16 protein-coding genes are annotated in these 15,927 nt (G+C 68.9%); 9 read left to right on the top strand and 7 right to left on the bottom strand.

The annotated features are described in order from the left end of the window. The first annotated feature begins 44 nt into the window (after positions 1-44). Positions 45-878, top strand: a complete 834-nt coding sequence (locus ACQE3C_RS02650; protein WP_434537652.1) for an alpha/beta fold hydrolase — start codon at positions 45-47, stop codon at positions 876-878. On the opposite strand, the gene ACQE3C_RS02645 is transcribed toward ACQE3C_RS02650, so the two are convergent. Beyond that, on the bottom strand, positions 867-2,102 hold the full coding sequence (locus ACQE3C_RS02645; protein WP_434537651.1) for an MFS transporter: 1,236 nt from the start codon (positions 2,100-2,102) through the stop codon (positions 867-869). The two genes, ACQE3C_RS02650 and ACQE3C_RS02645, sit on opposite strands and share 12 nt — an antisense overlap. Before the next feature lie 90 nt (positions 2,103-2,192). Next, on the bottom strand, positions 2,193-2,948 hold the full coding sequence (locus tag ACQE3C_RS02640) for a Rossmann-like domain-containing protein (protein WP_434537650.1): 756 nt from the start codon (positions 2,946-2,948) through the stop codon (positions 2,193-2,195). A 58-nt stretch (positions 2,949-3,006) separates the two neighbouring features. On the opposite strand from ACQE3C_RS02640, the gene ACQE3C_RS02635 reads away from it, so the two are divergent. Beyond that, a complete protein-coding gene (locus ACQE3C_RS02635; RefSeq protein WP_434537649.1) occupies positions 3,007-3,363 on the top strand; it encodes a pyridoxamine 5'-phosphate oxidase in 357 nt (118 codons plus the stop codon). Here ACQE3C_RS02635 and ACQE3C_RS02630 read toward each other — a convergent pair. Then, positions 3,284-5,227 (bottom strand): DUF2339 domain-containing protein, encoded by a 1,944-nt coding sequence (locus ACQE3C_RS02630; RefSeq protein WP_434537648.1) that lies wholly within the window; start codon positions 5,225-5,227, stop codon positions 3,284-3,286. The genes ACQE3C_RS02635 and ACQE3C_RS02630 overlap by 80 nt on opposite strands. A 112-nt stretch (positions 5,228-5,339) precedes the next feature. Between ACQE3C_RS02630 and ACQE3C_RS02625 the strand changes: the two genes are divergently transcribed. The 3 genes from ACQE3C_RS02625 to ACQE3C_RS02615 all read left to right on the top strand — a co-directional run bounded on the left by ACQE3C_RS02625 (position 5,340) and on the right by ACQE3C_RS02615 (position 8,933). Further along, the gene (locus ACQE3C_RS02625) at positions 5,340-7,037 is read left to right on the top strand and encodes an endonuclease III domain-containing protein (protein ID WP_434537647.1); all 1,698 of its coding nucleotides are present in this window, start codon (positions 5,340-5,342) and stop codon (positions 7,035-7,037) included. Between the two features lie 129 nt (positions 7,038-7,166). Next, positions 7,167-7,826 carry a hypothetical protein gene (locus ACQE3C_RS02620; RefSeq protein ID WP_434537646.1) on the top strand — a complete coding sequence of 220 codons (660 nt, stop codon included), beginning with the start codon at positions 7,167-7,169 and terminating at the stop codon, positions 7,824-7,826. A gap of 138 nt (positions 7,827-7,964) precedes the next feature. Beyond that, positions 7,965-8,933: an LLM class flavin-dependent oxidoreductase gene (locus ACQE3C_RS02615; protein ID WP_434537645.1), complete on the top strand. Its 969-nt coding sequence runs from the start codon at positions 7,965-7,967 to the stop codon at positions 8,931-8,933. Between the two features lie 55 nt (positions 8,934-8,988). Here ACQE3C_RS02615 and ACQE3C_RS02610 read toward each other — a convergent pair whose 3' ends face one another. After that, entirely contained in the window at positions 8,989-9,543 is a 555-nt protein-coding gene (locus ACQE3C_RS02610) for a hypothetical protein (protein WP_434537644.1), read from the bottom strand. A gap of 153 nt (positions 9,544-9,696) precedes the next feature. Between ACQE3C_RS02610 and ACQE3C_RS02605 the strand changes: the two genes are divergently transcribed. From ACQE3C_RS02605 to ACQE3C_RS02590, 4 genes are all read left to right on the top strand, one after another. Next, positions 9,697-10,308, top strand: a complete 612-nt coding sequence (locus ACQE3C_RS02605; RefSeq protein ID WP_434537643.1) for a hypothetical protein — start codon at positions 9,697-9,699, stop codon at positions 10,306-10,308. Between the two features lie 401 nt (positions 10,309-10,709). Beyond that, on the top strand, positions 10,710-11,024 hold the full coding sequence (locus ACQE3C_RS02600) for a hypothetical protein (RefSeq protein ID WP_434537642.1): 315 nt from the start codon (positions 10,710-10,712) through the stop codon (positions 11,022-11,024). Positions 11,025-11,071: 47 nt separating this feature from the next. Further along, positions 11,072-11,668, top strand: coding sequence for a hypothetical protein (locus ACQE3C_RS02595; protein WP_434537641.1), 597 nt, complete (start codon positions 11,072-11,074; stop codon positions 11,666-11,668). Continuing rightward, entirely contained in the window at positions 11,661-11,924 is a 264-nt protein-coding gene (locus ACQE3C_RS02590; RefSeq protein ID WP_434537640.1) for a hypothetical protein, read from the top strand. Before ACQE3C_RS02595 ends, ACQE3C_RS02590 begins: the two co-directional genes overlap by 8 nt. A gap of 3 nt (positions 11,925-11,927) precedes the next feature. Here the strand turns inward: ACQE3C_RS02590 and ACQE3C_RS02585 are convergent, their stop codons facing one another. The 3 genes from ACQE3C_RS02585 to ACQE3C_RS02575 all read right to left on the bottom strand — a co-directional run bounded on the left by ACQE3C_RS02585 (position 11,928) and on the right by ACQE3C_RS02575 (position 15,796). Continuing rightward, positions 11,928-12,731, bottom strand: coding sequence for a MerR family transcriptional regulator (locus ACQE3C_RS02585; RefSeq protein WP_434537639.1), 804 nt, complete (start codon positions 12,729-12,731; stop codon positions 11,928-11,930). Between the two features lie 56 nt (positions 12,732-12,787). Beyond that, the gene (locus tag ACQE3C_RS02580; RefSeq protein WP_434537638.1) at positions 12,788-13,126 is read right to left on the bottom strand and encodes a hypothetical protein; all 339 of its coding nucleotides are present in this window, start codon (positions 13,124-13,126) and stop codon (positions 12,788-12,790) included. A gap of 177 nt (positions 13,127-13,303) precedes the next feature. Then, positions 13,304-15,796 (bottom strand): lamin tail domain-containing protein, encoded by a 2,493-nt coding sequence (locus ACQE3C_RS02575; protein ID WP_434537637.1) that lies wholly within the window; start codon positions 15,794-15,796, stop codon positions 13,304-13,306. Positions 15,797-15,927 lie beyond the last annotated feature (131 nt).

The raw sequence follows: 15,927 nt of genomic DNA, 5'->3' as shown, positions 1-15,927 counted from the left end.
TGGCTAGGGTCGGGTCATAGTTCTTCACCGAAGAGGAGGCTGTCATGCCGCACGTGACCATCCCTGGCGAGACCGACCTGCAGTTGTACTACGAGGACTCCGGCGGCGATGGCCGCCCGGTCGTGCTGATCCATGGCTGGCCGCTGTCGGCCGAGGCCTGGGCCGCCCAGGTGCCCGCCCTCACCGGGGCCGGCCACCGCGTGATCGCCTATGACCGCCGCGGGTTCGGCCGCTCGTCCAAGCCTGACGGCGGCTATGACTACGACACCATGGCCGACGACCTCGACGCGCTGCTCACCCACCTCGACCTCACCGACGCGGTGCTGGTCGGATTCTCGATGGGCGGCGGCGAGGTGGCGCGCTACATCGGCAACCACGGCGAGTCACGGCTGGCCGGGGCGGTGCTGGCCGCCGCCATCACCCCGGCGCTGTGCATCACCGATGACAATCCCGACGGCGGCATGCCGATGGAGGGCTTCACCGGCCTGCGCGACGAGTGCGCCGCCGACCGGGAGGGGTTCCTGAAGAAGTTCATGACCTGGTTCTTCTCCAACCCCAATGACCTGGCCATTTCGGACGAGCAGTTCGCCGAGGTGCTCACGATCACCGAACAGGGCTCCGACCGTGCGCTGCAGGACACGATCATCGCCTGGGCGACCGACTTCCGTGACGACGTGGCGAAGTTCAGTGTGCCGACCCTGGTCATCCACGGCGACTCCGACAACAACGTGCCGTTCCCTCCCTCGGGTCGCCGGGCCCACGAGATGATCGCCGGTTCCCAACTGGTGGTGGTCGAGGGCGGCCCGCACGGCATCAATGTTTCGCACACCGACCAGTTCAACGCGGCGCTGCTGGAGTTCCTCGCCTCACTCGACTGAGCGCCGGGCCCGCGACCGGGCCAGCGCCACCCCGACGAACCCGACCGCGAACAGCGCCAGCTGGGTCGCCCACGCCAACCGGAAGTTCCTGGCCGAGTAACCCCCGGCCAGGTCCAGGGCGAGCCCGAACACGGCCATGCCGGTCACCCCGAAGATGAAGGCGCCCATGATGACCACCCCGGCGGCGGTGCCCATCCGGGTCGGGTCGTTCTGGGTGCGCGCGACCTCGATGCCGACATTCGACCCGGCCGCATTGGCCGACATCGCCACCATCCACAACACCAGCGCCCACAGCGGCGGGCGTTCGAAGCACAGCACCAGCACCAGGGTGGCCACGTTCGCCGCCGCGACCACCAACGAGAACCACGACAGGTTCGTCGGGAAGCGCGGGGCCAGTGCCCCCACCAGCGGTCCGAACAGCAGCCCGGCGACCACCAGCACCGTGAACAGCCCCGAGATCACCGTGGGTGACAGACCCACCCCACCCTCCAGGTAGGGGTAGCCCCACATCATCGCGAAGACCACCCCGGGGAACCCGGCCACCGCGTGCAGGAAGAATCCGAGCCGGGTGGCCGGGGTGCGCCAGACCTGGCGGGCGGTGCTGATGAATCCGAAGTCCCCGTCCGAGGCGGTGTGCACCCGCTGCCCGTCGGGCCGGTTGCGCACGACGCCCCAGGCCAGCACGCAGGCCCCCAGCGACACGACCGCCAGCAGGGTGAACGCCGGGGTCCAGCCCCGGCTGCGCAGGAAGGCCGCGAACGGAATCGTCGAGAGCAACTGCCCGGCCTGGCCGAGCATGCTGGTCAGCTGCACCAGCATCGGCACCCGCACCGCCGAGAACCAGAACGGCAGCAGCTTGATCACGCTGGTGAAGGTCATCGAGTCGCCGGTGCCGATCAGCACTCGCGCCACGATCGCCGGCACCAGCGACGACGAATGGGCCAGCGAGATCTGGCCCAGCGCCATGATCAGCGCGCCGGTGCCGATCACCACCCGTGAGCCGAACCGGTCGGCAAGCAGCCCGGCGGGCACCTGCATCACCGCATAGGTGAGCAGTTGCACCACCACGAACATGCTGAGCACCGTGGCCAGTACGCCGAACCGTTCGGTGGCGGCGAAACCGGCCACGCCGAACGACGAGCGCTGCCAGATCGCCGAGATGTACGCCAAGCCCGCAGCGCCGAAGACGATCCGGCTCATGGCGGAGTTCTTGGCGTAGGGCACCCCCAAAACCCTAGATGAAACCCGGACGAGGCCGTCGGCCTCGTCCGAGTGCCGACCCCGGGTGCGGGTCTGCGGCGGGGACGTGCTGGGTCAGCGGCGCAGGCTGAACACCTGCACCGCCGCCGAACCGTGCTCGCGCACGCCGAGCGCGGCCAGGCGAAGGTACTCGTCCGGGTCGACGACCACCGACCCGTGGATGGCGCGTACGCACTGCGGGTAGACGCCCAGCGCCGGCACGGTCGAGGGGCCGACCAGCGCCACCTCGGCGTGGCGTGACAGTTCGAGCAGCCGGGGCAGGGTCTTGTTGACCAGCGTCGACCCGGTGATCGCGACCAGCCGGCTGGTCGGCAGCACGTACTCGGCGGCGGTGTCGGGCAGGTCGTCGCCGCGGGGCAGGCGTTCGAGCACGGTGATGTCACCGCCCAAACCCTCGGTGTTGGTGAAGTGCCCGACGATGGCCGTCGGCACCCGGCCCAGCTCGGGGCCGCGGCTGGTGAAGAACTTGGTGTGCTCGCCGAACTCGACCCCGGGCAGCTGCCGGACCACCTCGGGTGAGCTGTACCAGGCATTCATCGCGGCCACGCCCAGGCTGGCCAGGCGCAGGTCCCACGAGGTGGCGTGGGCGGCGACCTCGCGCAGGGTCCGGCCGCGGATCCGCCAGGCATCCAGGTCGGCCCGCGGGCCGCCCTCATAGGTCATCGCGACCCCGACCGCGCCCTGCTCGCTGCGCACCGCGGCCCAGCGGTTGACCACGGCGTCGACGACCTCGATGCCCTCGGGGATGCCGTCGACGAGGGCCTCATAGAGGGCCCACGGATTGTTGGATTCTTCATGGTGGTGTGCCATCGCGGCGAACCTAGCAGCCCCGCCCCGGCACGGGAGGGGCGTGTGGTGAAGTGGGGCCATGAGCATCGAAGTTCAGTTGGACGAGTTGGCCGCGGTCGTGGCTCGGTTCGGTTCAGCCGTGCTGGTCACCCTGCCGGCGGGGCAGCATGCCCGGTTGGCCACCGTCGACCCGGTCGTCGAGGGCCACACCGTCGTGGTACGCGGGGCGCGGGCCTCGGCGCTGGCCAACGTCGAGACCAATCCCAGGGTGACGATCTACTGGCCGGCGGTCGAGCACCACGGCTTCGCGCTGATTGTCGACGGCACCGGCCTCGCGCAGGGGCCGGACCTGCGGGTCACACCCGACCACGCGGTGCTGCATCGTCCCCGGGAGCACGCCGACGGGCCGCCCGCTCCAGTGCCCGGGCGTAGCTGACGCCCAGGCCGAGCAGCAGCAGGCCGACGACCACGAAGGCCGCTCCCCGCCAGATGCCGCTCAGGGCGGCCAGGTCGTAGAGGAACAGTTTCGCGACCGCCACCCCGGCCAGGCCGAGGGCCAGTTTCACGCCCAGGTCGGCGTGCTCGGCGCGGGTGAGACCCCGGACGAGGAGGACTGCGGCGGCCAGCATCCAGATGATGGTGCCGATGGCGTGGCCCGAGGTGAACCCGGCGTCGGGGTTGTCGATGCGGTGGCCCATCGCCGCGCCGGTGGCGACGGCGGCCATCATCAGCCCCAGCAGCCCGACCAGCACGGCGATGACCAGCAGCGGGCGCAGGGCCGACTGGGTGCGGGGCAGTCGGGTGGTGGCCCACAGGGCGAGCCCCGCCAGCGCCGCGGCGAGCAGCCCGGCCAGCAGCAGCGGCAGCCACGACCGGCCCAGCACGGCCGGGCGCGAGAAGCTCGCCATCGCCAGCGGCAGCATCACCAGCAGGGCCACGGTGGTGAGCAGCGCCGCCCAGCCGGCCAGCGGTTCGGCGCGCAGCCACCCGGCCAGCAGGCACACCAGGGCGGCCACGCCGAGCAGCCCCGCCACCCAGTAGGCGCTCGGCCAGGGCAGCACGAGCACCAACAGCGCCAGCGCCAGGACAGGGGTCGACAGCACGGCCCAACCGAAGCCGTCGCCGCTCGTCCGGTCGCGGGGGGCGAGCACGAAGGCGAGTAGGCCCACGACGGCGGCCATGCCGAGCAGCGCCGCCGCCGTCCAGGACTCGTGGATCGTGGCGACCATCAACCAGGGCAAGCCGCTCGCGATCACGATGAACATGCCGGCGCCCGAGGCCCGGCCGCGGCGGGCCTCGGCGATCGCCACGCCCGGGCCGGCCGCCCACAGCATCGCCGAGACGACGGTGACCAGCCACAGCTCCTGGCCCGGGCGGGCGTCGAAGCCGGCGACCAGCTGGGCCAAGGTGGCGATGCTGAAGCTGGTGATGCCGAGCCGCTTCCAGGTGTGCACGTGCACCGGCGCGAGCCCGATCGTGACCAGCACCACGAAGGCGCCGGCCGAACTGGGCTCGCCGGTCAGCGGCAGCGCCAGCAGGCCGATGCAGACCACCTGCAGCGCGGCCATCAGCTGGCTCTGCCAACGCACCGCGGTGATGATGCCGATCACGGCGACGATGCCGGCCAGCAGCAGCCCGGCCCACAACGGCACCCAGCGGTAGAGCTGGGTGATCGCCAGCACGACCAGGTACAGACCGGCGTGGCCGGTGGCAGCCAGGGCGACCGCGCTGGTGGTCGCTCGTCCGGCCCGGTGCAGGCGGTGGCGCAGCAGCCAGGCCGCGGCGATGAGCCCGACCGACAGCGCCGTGCCCAGGCCGACCCGCAGCGTCGGGGTGAACCAGTTCTGCTGCACGGCCAGCACCAGCAGCAGCGTCAGCCCGACCAGGGTGACCAGTGCCCCGGCGATGCCGAGCACCCGTACGATCGTCGACTCGCGCTGCCACCACGCGGCCAGGGCGCTCGGTGGACGAGGGGGTGCGGTGGGCTGTGGGCGGAAGGCCGGATGGATCGGGGCGACGGGGTGGGGGCCCCGGGTCGGGGCCGGGAGCGGGAGCTGGAGCGGGGGTGTGGACGGGGGCGGGTAGGGCAGCGGCCGCGGTTGTGGGTGGCCCAACGGTGGCGCGGCGGGCCCGGGGTGCAGTGGCGGTGCGGCGACCGGCGTCGGTTGGCCGGCGGCGTGTGGACGAGCCAGCTGCTGCTCCAGGCCGTCGAGGCCCTGGCCGACCCGGTCGATGGTCCGCATGGCGGTGGCCAGCTCGGCCTTCAGCCGGCGGATCTCCTCCAGCGGTGAGTTGCTCATGCGATTCATCATCGCCGTCGTGGGGGTCGGCGGGACGGTGCCTCGCCAGCTGACTGGGTGGAGAGGTGGGGGTGGTCGCATGTCGTGGCGGGTTCGCGGCTACATTGCTGCCATGGTCACTGATGACCCACGGCGCGGTGACAAGTTGACCGTCTGGGACATGATGGCGCGCGCGGCGGCGGAACTGCGAGAACCGTTCAGCCGCCAGGATGTGCTGGCCTGGTTCGCGCGTCGGTATCCCGAGGTGCCCCAGGGCACGGTGAGCGCCCAATTGCAGTTCGCCACCTCGAATGCTCCTGAGGAGAGCCGCGGCTACTTCGCGTCCCGGACGCCTCTGGTGACCCGCATCGGTCGAGGCAGGTACGTGCGGTACCGGGGCGACCCAGCCACGGACTCCCAGCCCTCGTCAGTGGGTGACATCGATGAGCAGGACCCGGCACCCTCGCCCCTGCCCTCGTCCCGGGAAGGCGCCACCCCGATGGCGCCGGGGCTGCGGGACGACCAGTTCGACATCGTGCTGGTCTCGTGTGGGCGGGCGAAGCGGCCCACGCCGAGTCGGGCCGCTGACCTGTACACGTCGTGGGGTTTCGCCCATCGACGGACGCTCGCCGAAGCCCTCGGTCGGCAATGGTTCATCCTTTCGGCAGACCATGGCCTGGTCATGCCGGACGAGTGGCTTGCGCCCTACGACGTGGCCCTGGCCGGGTGCTCGTCGGAGTATCGGCGCGAGTGGGGGCGCTGGGTCGCCGCGAGGCTGATCAAGGTGAGCGGTGGTCTTCGTGGACGGCGCGTGCTCGTGCTCGGCCCAGCGGCCTACGCCGAGGCCGTCCGAGTACCCCTGGGCGACGCCGGGGCGATCCTCAGCACACCGTTGGCGGGAATGCGTCAGGGGGAACAGGGCGCCTGGTTGTCGGCGGAGGTTGCCCGACGAGGGCTGGGGATGGCCAGCCCGCCGAGGGTGCCCACTGGTGAAGGGATCAGTGGTGAAGCGATGCGTACTGGCGCAGTGATTCGCACTAGGGAAGCGATTCGCACCGGCGAGACGGTTCGCACCGGCGACGCGGCGGGCGCTCAAGCCGTGGTGCAGGCGCTGCTCGACTACCGCCGCAGCCACTATGAACGCTCGGCCGAATCGCCACTCGGTTTCGCCCATACCCGGCAGGCCGATGACCTGCTCCGAGCCAACCCCTTCGCCTTTCTCATCGGGGTGGTCTTCGACCATGGCATCCGGGCGGAACGGGCGTGGGAGGCGCCGATGGACCTGATCCGTCGACTCGGCACGCTCGACCCCTCCTGGCTGAGCAGCCACCCACGGGAAGTGGCCGCGGCGATTGCCCAGCCGCCGGCCTTGCACCGGTTCACCGACATCATGGCCACTGCGACCGTGGCGGCGGCCGAGTTGGTCTGCCGGAAGTATCGCGGTGATGCGGGTCGGTTGTGGGCGCCCGGGTCGACGGCCGCTGAGGTGGATGCCCGCTTCCGTGAGTTCCCCTGGGTGGGACCGAAGAAGGCGGCCATGGCGGTGGAACTGTTGGTGAGCCGGTTCGGGGTGGAGCTACGGGCGCTGGAGGGGACCGATGTCGCCTATGACGTGCACGTGCGGCGAGTCTTCCTGCGCACGGGGCTGGTCAACGAGGACTCTCTCGCGGCCGTGACGGCTGCGGCCCGGCGGCTGAACCCCGAGCGGCCCGGTCTTCTGGACGGCCCCACCTGGTCCGTCGGCCGGGACTGGTGCCATCGGACTGCACCCGACTGCCCGGCCTGTCCGCTGACCACCGTGTGCCCCAAGCTGGTGCACAGAAATGTGTAGCCCCAGCACTGACGCTTAGCTGTGAATCCCGGGAATCGCACCGGGCGGCCGACGGTAGCACTGTTACAGTCTGCGGGTGGCGCCAGACCGGGCGCCCGCCATGGTGCAACACGGGAAGCTGGAACGTTCATGGACACCTCGACCGAGCCCGCCGCGCGACCGGCCTCGTCCCCGAAGAAGCGGTCGGCCTGGCCGATTCTGCTGCTGGCGCTGGTGATGCTGGCCGTCGGTGCGGGCGTGATGACCGCGGTCAACCGTGCCATGGCGCCGCTGGCTACGCCGATCACGGTGGAGACCGAGAAGAACGACACCCGCATCATCGAGTCGATCACCCGCAAGGAACAGGTCGTGCTGCTCAGCCTGGGCATCCAGGGCATCGCCGAGCAGACCCAGACGACCAAGCTGTTCGGCAAGAGCATCCCGGGCAGCAGCCGGGCCATGTTCGTCCAGTACAACTTCCACGCCAAGCTCGGCATCGAGGGCAAGGACGTCGAGATCCAGCAGACCGGGGACGATGAGTACCTGGTCACCATCCCCGAGTTCATCTTCATTGGCCACGACAAGGAGAGCTTCAAGCTGGTCACCGAGGACAAGGGCGTGCTCGGCTTCGTGACCCCCGAGATCGACCCGGTCGAGATGATCAACGGCATTCTGAACGACGACGCCAAGCAGCAGTACGTCAACACCAACCGCGAGGTGCTGCGCGACCAGGCGCAGGCGTTCTACTCGGGCATCATCCTGAGCATCGACCCCGCCGTGAAGGTCAAGTTCGCCTTCGAAGGCAACTGAGCGGGGCAACTCTCCGCGATCCCGGACCCACCGGGAGCACCCGCGGCGGCCTCCGCGGAATACTCCTCGGCCCGACGAGGTTGGCCCCAGGGAGCCCCTCGTCCATGAGTCAGGAAGCGACGCCCCGTGTCAGTCCCGTTGAGCATTCTCGATCTGGTCTCCATCTCTGAGGGCTCAACCGCCCGCGACGGCATCGCCGCCTCGATGTCGGCGGCCCAACTGGCCGACCGGCTCGGATTCACCCGGCTGTGGTTCGCCGAGCACCACAACACCGAGAACCTCGCCGCGAGCGCGACCACCCTGCTCATCTCACAGGCAGCCTCGTGCACCGAGCGGATTCGGGTGGGCGCCGGTGGCGTGATGCTGCCCAACCACTCCCCGCTGATGGTCGCCGAACAGTTCGGCACCCTGGTGAACATGCACGGCAACCGCATCGACCTCGGCCTGGGCCGAGCCCCCGGCACCGATCGGATGACCGCCCAGGCGCTGGCCCGCTCGTCGGCCGAGCCACAGGCGTTCGCGCAGAACATCTACGACCTGCAGGGCTGGTTCGGTGCCGAGGGCATGGGCCGTTCCCTGCCCATCGTTGCGGCGGTTGCGGCCGGCACCGAGGTGCCCATCTGGGTGCTCGGGTCGACGGTCAACGGTGCCGCCATCGCCGGCCAGCTGGGCCTGCCCTTCTCACTGGCGTCCCACTTCGCTCCCGACCAGATCGATGACGCGATCAGGATCTACCGCGACAACTTCACCACCGACGTGCCGACCGCCCAGATCGAGCAGCCCTATGTGATGGCCGGCATCAACGTGCTCGTCGCCGAGACCGACGCGGCAGCCGAGCGCGAGTTCACCACCCTCACCCAGATGTTCGCCGACACCGTCAGCGGCAAACGCCGACGTTTGCAGCCGCCGGTCGACCCTGCCGACGTGCCCGGTCGCGACAACCCGATGCTGACCATCAGCGCCGTCGGGTCGCCGCAGACCGTGAAGCGACAGATGGAGGAGTTCGTCGCCCGCACCGGTGCCGATGAGCTGATCACCGTCACCTACGCCTTCGACCCGGCAGTGCGGGAGCGTTCACTCGAGTTGCTGGCCGAGACCTGGTTCTGAGGCGGACGAGGGTCGTCCGGCTTCACCGCGACTGGACCCCCGGCCGCGGCCGCCCTCAGGACGCCCGGTCCTCGCCGGCGAGCTTGCGGGCGAGGCGCTCGACCAGTTCGCGGATCTCGTCCAGTACCAGGTCGAAGAAGTCACCCTCGAAGATCGACGGTTCGTCCTCCAGACCGGGGATGAACATGGCCAGCTCGCCCTCGGCGTTGATCGTCCACATCAGCGGGTCGCTGGACCGCTTCAGCACCGGCAGCCGGCCGGTCAGGTCGGGGAAGTACTCGCGGAAACGGTCCAGGGCGGTTCGGGTCTGCATCCACTCCGGTGCCTCCTCGGACAGGCTGAAGGCCATCAGCCCGTTCTGGAACGTCCACGCCGGGCCCACATCATGGGCCTGCGGCTGGGGCCACAGCTCTTCCTTGGCCTCGATGAACAACCCGCCCAGCGGGTGGAAGGCGAGCTCACGCACCTGGTCGGGCAGCCGGAAGCCGATCTCGGCCTCGAGGTCGGCCACATCCTGCTCGCTCGGAACATCCGCGCCCTGGGCAAAGGCATCCCAGGCCTCGCGGTCGCGGTCGGTGAACCAGTCGCCAATGTCATCAATGGTTGCCATGACGAGAACAGTAGGTGACCGGGAGGGTCTGGCCGACCGGCCCCAGAGCCCCTCGTCCGCCCCGTGACCGCCAACCACCCACGGCCTGGGAGCCGCTGGCAAGGATTGGCAACCGCTCACCCCGGGCTGGGGTTCCTGTGCCATGGTGATGCCATGGCACTCCTGCGCAAGAACCCGAACTCCCTGGCGACGACACTGCTCGTCTGCGCCGCCGTGGTCGTCCTCAACATCGCCGTCGGCTGGGCGGTGGGCCTGTTGACCCTGTCCTTCCTGTTCCTGGACACCATCGGCACCTTCGTCGCGGCGGCCCTGTTCGGCATCCGCTGGGGCGTGGCCGTGGGTGTGCTCACCAATGTCATCCTGGCGCTGACCTTCCGTCCGCCGGCGATCTGGTTCGTCATCATCCAGATCGCGATCGCCGTCGTCGTCGGCGCCGTCTCGCGCAAGTCGGGCTACACGGCCGTCTCGGCCCCGATCGCGGCTGCGATCCTGGCCGTGCTGGTGCCGCTGCTCTCGACGGTGATCGTCGTCGCCGTCTTCCAGGGTGCGCACGGCAACCCCGTGGACGATGCGGTCGCCGGCCTGCAGTCGGCTGGGAACTCGCTGTTCAGCGCCGCGTTCTGGCCCCGGGCCGGGCTCGAGCTGGTCGACAAGGCCGTGACCGCGCTGATCGGGCTCGTCCTGGTCAAGGCGCTCACCCCGGGCGTGGTGAAGCCGCGACACGAGGTGGAAACCGAGGACCGCGAGGCTGCGCTCGTCCCGTGACAACAGGGGGGCGCCCAGCTTTTCGTGACAATGTTACCAAAAGTTGGGTTGTTTCCCCGTCAGGCCTGGTGTCACATGGGGTCAACCCCCCGATGACTTGGGGTTCCACCCCTCAAGGAGTGCACCATGGAAAGCGCAGAACACCTCTACATCGGCGACCGGATCACCCTCCAGTTCGACTCCTCCCGCGAGAAGGCGAAAGATCTGCAGTTGGCCCTGCCCCTCAATGGGCAACCCACCCAGCGCACCCTCAGCTACGGCATGCTCGTCGCGCTGGCCGGGGACTTCTTCGGGGTCGTCGGCCAGCCCATCAGCACCTCGGCCTCACCCCGACGACCTTCCGTGCGGCCTTCCAGAGCCTGGGCCAGGACTGGGCGCAGAACCTCAAGATCATCAGTGTCATGGGTGAGGAGGTGGCCGCGGTCGAGCGGGCCATCGCCGATGGGCACCAGGCCTCTGATGCCTATGTGCTGCTCGGTGACACCCTCTCGTTGAAGTGGAACAGGATCACCGGCGGTGACGACGTCGGGGGCCTGCCCTACAAGATGGGTCGCTACCTGGCCCTGGCCGCCGAGAACTGGGACCACTTCGCGCCTTTCGCGGTGACGGCCTACAAGGTCGGCCACCAGATCGCGATGGAGCAGCGGCCTCGATTCGCGGTGCCGGGCTCTCCGAGGCCGATCGTCGCACCCGCCTCGAACAGGCCTATGCCCTGAACGCCTTCGCCGACCACTTCCTCACCGACCTGTACTCGGCCGGGCACATGCGGGTGCCGCGTCGTGAGCTCTACCAGGAGGTGGCCACACCGATCCCCGGGTTCAGTGGCACGCTGGGCAGCCTGCTGGCCCGATGCATGCACGACGAGGACTGCCGCAACGGTCTGACGGTCCACAACGCGTCCGGCCAGACGTGGCAGGCCTACGGGGACAAGCGGCTGCTCGACGACGTCAGCCGGGACAATCTCGCGCACGCGGTGGCCGCCACCCGGGCCTCAGCCAATGACGTGTGGACGGCCTACGATTCCGGCGACTTCAACTTCTCGGCAGCCCAGTTCATCCCGGATCTGAACAAGGTGGCTGATGTGACCTCCCACGAGAACTACTCACCGTTGTTCCTGAAATGTGGGGGCAAGACCGACCGGCGCAAGGATGTCCGCGACCGCCAGGACTTCAGCTGGACCAATGACTGGTGGGGCTGGAGCACCTACTACGAGTTGATGGCTCAGTCCTACGCACCGGCCCCGGTCTACCGCGTCTCGGACAACACCCCACTTGGGCTGGCTGGGCGTGGGCGGCAACAACTATGCCTATGTCGTCTCCAACCTCCAGGATGCAGCCCAGCTGAACTGGTACGTGGGTGAGAACGAGTTGTACCTGCGCAAGCAGACCGCCTCCACCTACGACTGCTATCTGGGGGAGGGCTACCAGGACTACGCCGACGAGGGTCTGTGGACCGGCAACTTCGCCGCCCCGGTCTTGTACCACGCCGACCAGACCATCACCTTGAAGAACTCCCCCGAGCGCAAGCTATACCTGGACACCGGCAATCAGCTGCGCTGGTCGAAAGGCGAAAGCAACCGCGACTTCGTCCGCCTCGAACTGCCCTTGGGTGGCTGACCCTCAGCGGCGCCGCACCGGCTGCTGCAACTCGGTCACCCAGTCAGCCTGGTCGTCCGACCCGGCCTGGACGTACAACTCGCGGCAGGGCCCGGTCGGCTCGAAGCCGCGGGCGATGATCTCGGTGTGCACCGCCTGCCAGCTGGCGCCGATCGTGTCCATCGCGCCCAGGTGGACCCCGCAGATGGCGGTGTCCACGGCGGGCAGTTCGACCACCTCTACCCCCTCGCGTTCAGGCCCCGAGTAGGCGTAGCCGATGACCATGGACACGCCTTGTTCGGCGAAGTCGTACTGGGCGATCGGCGTGTCCAGCGCGCCGGGTTCGTTGCCGATGACCGAGGCCACGGCATCGAAGGAGGGTCCGACGACGCCGGCGACCTCCGGTTGGGTAGCGACGGTGACCAGGCGGGCCGCCAGCCGCAGGGCGGGCAGCGGCTTCTCAATGATCTCAATGGTGGACATATGATTCTCCTTCTCGATGAGGCGGAGCCGGCGGCCCACGTCGATGAGTCGTTCAGCTGCGATCCGGTGTTCCTCTTCGACCTCGGCCCGCCGCACGCGCAGCAGGGCGCTGATGCGTTCGGCGTCCACCCCCTCGGCCAGGATCATGGCGATCTGGTCCAGACCGAAACCGAGGTGGCGCAGGGCGATGATCCGGTGCAGCCGGTGCAGCTGCGCAGGATCATAGGAACGGTAGCCACCGAACTCATCCACGTGGGCCGGTACTAGCAGGCCGGCGGTGTCCCAGTGCCGCAACTGGCGGTGAGTCACCTGGCCGATCTGCGCGAAGGCTCCGATAGACAACATGGTTCAGTTCTCCCATCTGCCACTGTGTCAGGGTCAAGCGCCGGCGCGAACTCGGGTCACTCGGCCACATTGGCGAGCACGTGGAAGGCCGGCTCCTCATAGGGATGCGCCTGCTTCAGCGTCTCGACCACGGTTGATCGCAGCCGACGGGGGAAGGTCAGCTCGACCCGGTTCTCGTTGACCTGTTCCAGTTCGCCGACGCCCCCGATGGTCGGGTTGGCTCCGGCCAGTGGGCGGAACTGTCCGGTGCCGGCGGTGAACCAGGCGCAGCGGTCGTAGTCACCGATCCGCCCGGCGCCGACCGCGAACAGCGCCTCCAGCACCGCATTGGTGTCAGCAACGGGCACGTAGAAGACCAGCACGTCCAGAGGTTCGGCCAGGGGGCGTTGGGTCATGGCGCCAGCATAGGCGTCAACAAACAAGTCACCAGCAGCACGTGCCCTGTCATATGACAGACCGCATGTCGGCTGGTGACTTGTTTGTTGACACCTGATCAACCACACGACCCCCATCACCCGAGCTGGGTGCTGGGGGCCGCGGTGTTTCTGGCTGGGCTTCAGCCCAACGGATGATCAGCCGCGGTGGCGACGGGTCACTGCCGCGACGCCGAGTCCGGCGAGGGCCACCAGGCCCCACAGCCCGACCATGGCGTTGGTGCCACCGGTGTTCGGCAGCTCCGGCGGGTTGTTGCGGTCGTCGTCATCGTTGTCATCATCGTCGTCGTCACCGGTGGTGGCCGTCGGGGTCGCTCCCGGGGTGGTCACCGGCGTGGTGGTGGCGGGCGGGGTGCTGACCGGACCAGTGGTGGCCGGCGGGGTGCTCACCGGGGTGGTCGCCGGGTCCTCGCAGGGCAGGGTGCCGGTGCGCAGCGGGTCGACCTCGTTGCCGTCCTGGAACCACCAGACCGGACGAACGCCGTTGCTGCACAGCTCGCGGGTGGCAGTGGCGAAGCCCTCGAAGTTGCCCACCGGCAGACCCTGGGGGGCGTCGAAGAAGTCAACACCCGGGGTGTCGGTGCCGTTGAAGGTGACCTGTGCCGAGGCGTTCTCACAACCGTCGTCACAGACGGTCCACAGCACACCGAGCACCGAGTCCCAGTCGAGCGCCATCACGCCGCCCAGCCCGGGGCGGAACTCGCCGACCAGGGCATGGGTGCCGTCATCGTTCAGCGCGAAGGCGTAGACCACACCGTTGTCCTCGACGGCGACGAAGAACAGCCCGTCACCGTGGCCGGGGTAGTCGGCCGGGTCGTAGGCCTTGCCCTTCGAGGAGTCCCACAGCTTGCCGGCGAGCTCGGTGTCGGGGATGTACTCGACAGCCTCGATACCGGTGTTGGCGGTCACTGCGGGCAGGGCGGTGGTGATGTCCCATTCCTGGTCAGCCACGACATCGGGTCCGGCCTTGTTCGGGTCGACCTTCAGGATCGTGTTCTGGTTGATGCCCTTGTCGGAGTTGTCCCGCTCGGAGGCGATGTAGACGAAACCGTCGGGGCCGGCGGTGACACCTTCGGCGTCCGGTCCGTCGGCGGCGGGGTTGCCGGCGTCGCGGATGAAGCGGATCCGCTTGCCGTTCTCCCAGCCGGCGACCGGGGTGGCCTGGCCGTCGGAGGTCACGTTCAGCTTGAACAGGGTGCCGGTGCCGTTGTCGATCGCCCACAGCACACCCTGGGTGCCGTCCCACTGGAAGTCGAGGCCAGAGGAGTCCTCAAGGAACGACAGCGGCAGGGCGTCAGCCTGGTCGCCGCCCGGCCACGGGGCCAGAGTCTGGCCCGGGGGAGGAGTGGTCGGCGGGGTGGTCACCGAACCGCAGTTGTTGGCCGACCCGAGGGTCAGGCCAGCGGTCTGGACGAAGTCGCCGGTGCCATCGGGGCAGCGGCCCCAGCTCGGGGCGCCATGGCTCGGGAAGGTGTGCCCGTCGACCAGGGTGAGGCCGTCGGGCAGGACCAGCCGCGCCGCGTCACCATTGCCCAGGCCGAAGTCGAAGCCATTGCCCTCACTGAAGACCAAGTAGCCCTTGGGAGCGATCACGCTACCGGCGGGCAGCGGCAGGTTCCGCGAGTCGTTGTCGTCCTTGAGGATGTAGCCGCTCAGGTCGACCTCGAAGTCCTCGTTGTTGTAGAGCTCGATCGAGTCGGGGGTGCCGGTGACGTTGGTCACGATCTCGTTGACCACGACGTTGGGCACCGGGCAGGTGTTGGCGGCGTTCTTGGTCGGGGTGGTGGTGTGGACGAAAGAGCCGATGCCGTCGGCACAGCGACCCAGCGAGGTGGGGGAGTGCTGCGTCCACGAGTGCGAGTCGACCAGCACCAGGCCGCCGGGCAGGTACAGCCGCACCGCGTCGGCCCCGCCCAGGCCGAAGCCACCCTCCGAATCGGGGATCTCGGCGATGTCGACGGTCCAGTACCCACCGGGAGCGATGACGGTGCCGGTCGGGACGACGTAGTTGTGGTCGTCGGAGTTGTCGCGGATGACGTAGCCGGAGATGTCGATCGGCGCGTCACCGATGTTCTTGAACTCGATCCAGTCGTCGGGTGAACCACCCTGCGACTCGATCTCGTTGATCACGACGACCCCGGTGGCCACCGAGCAGTCGTTGACCGCACCCTTGGTGGGGCTGGCGGTCACCGCGAAGGCGCCCAGGCCCGAGGGGCAGCGGCCGAAAGTGGTGGCGGCATGCCCGCCGGTCCAGGAGTAGGAGTCGATCAGGTCGGCCCCGTTGTAGAGGCGCACCATGTCGGCGGAGCCCAGGCCGAAACCATTGGGGACGACGTCGATGTCGACGGTCCAGAACTCGCCCGGTCCCAGGGTCGTGCCCGCGGGGATGGTGTAGGTGCGCGAGTCGTTGTCGTCCTTGATCCCCAGGCCACTGATGTCGATGGTCTCGGTGGTGCTGGTGTTCACCAGCTCGACCCAGTCCGGCCCGCCCGAGGCGTCGTTGGACTCGATCTCGTTGATCTTGATGTCAGTGATGGCCGCACTGGCTGGGTTGGCCGTGCCGGCCCAGACCAGTGAGCCGAGCATCGCGGCGCCCAACAGGGCACCGCCGAGCCGGCGTGGGGTACTCATGGGATCTCCTCCTTGGGCTGCCGCTGGTGCGCGGCACAGGGCCCAACAGGGAGATCAAATCGGGTCGTCCCACCAGTTCGGCGACGTCACGATGACTTCTGGGTGAACGCCTCCGTCCAGGTCAGCGGGGT

The organism is Aestuariimicrobium sp. Y1814, from assembly GCF_050113895.1.
Lineage (GTDB): Bacteria > Actinomycetota > Actinomycetes > Propionibacteriales > Propionibacteriaceae > Aestuariimicrobium.
This window is presented reverse-complemented; position numbering and strand designations above follow the sequence as displayed.

What these genes read in the sequence shown, in the direction of transcription:
- ACQE3C_RS02600 (WP_434537642.1), top strand. Translation starts at nt 10,710, where the DNA reads ATGGGTGAGGAGGTGGCCGCGGTCGAGCGGGCCATCGCCGATGGGCAC.
- ACQE3C_RS02575 (WP_434537637.1), bottom strand. Translation starts at nt 15,796, where the DNA reads ATGAGTACCCCACGCCGGCTCGGCGGTGCCCTGTTGGGCGCCGCGATG.
- ACQE3C_RS02595 (WP_434537641.1), top strand. Translation starts at nt 11,072, where the DNA reads ATGCGGGTGCCGCGTCGTGAGCTCTACCAGGAGGTGGCCACACCGATC.
- ACQE3C_RS02580 (WP_434537638.1), bottom strand. Translation starts at nt 13,126, where the DNA reads ATGACCCAACGCCCCCTGGCCGAACCTCTGGACGTGCTGGTCTTCTAC.
- ACQE3C_RS02625 (WP_434537647.1), top strand. Translation starts at nt 5,340, where the DNA reads ATGGTCACTGATGACCCACGGCGCGGTGACAAGTTGACCGTCTGGGAC.
- ACQE3C_RS02650 (WP_434537652.1), top strand. Translation starts at nt 45, where the DNA reads ATGCCGCACGTGACCATCCCTGGCGAGACCGACCTGCAGTTGTACTAC.
- ACQE3C_RS02610 (WP_434537644.1), bottom strand. Translation starts at nt 9,543, where the DNA reads ATGGCAACCATTGATGACATTGGCGACTGGTTCACCGACCGCGACCGC.
- ACQE3C_RS02630 (WP_434537648.1), bottom strand. Translation starts at nt 5,227, where the DNA reads ATGAGCAACTCACCGCTGGAGGAGATCCGCCGGCTGAAGGCCGAGCTG.
- ACQE3C_RS02585 (WP_434537639.1), bottom strand. Translation starts at nt 12,731, where the DNA reads ATGTTGTCTATCGGAGCCTTCGCGCAGATCGGCCAGGTGACTCACCGC.
- ACQE3C_RS02635 (WP_434537649.1), top strand. Translation starts at nt 3,007, where the DNA reads ATGAGCATCGAAGTTCAGTTGGACGAGTTGGCCGCGGTCGTGGCTCGG.
- ACQE3C_RS02605 (WP_434537643.1), top strand. Translation starts at nt 9,697, where the DNA reads ATGGCACTCCTGCGCAAGAACCCGAACTCCCTGGCGACGACACTGCTC.
- ACQE3C_RS02640 (WP_434537650.1), bottom strand. Translation starts at nt 2,948, where the DNA reads ATGGCACACCACCATGAAGAATCCAACAATCCGTGGGCCCTCTATGAG.
- ACQE3C_RS02620 (WP_434537646.1), top strand. Translation starts at nt 7,167, where the DNA reads ATGGACACCTCGACCGAGCCCGCCGCGCGACCGGCCTCGTCCCCGAAG.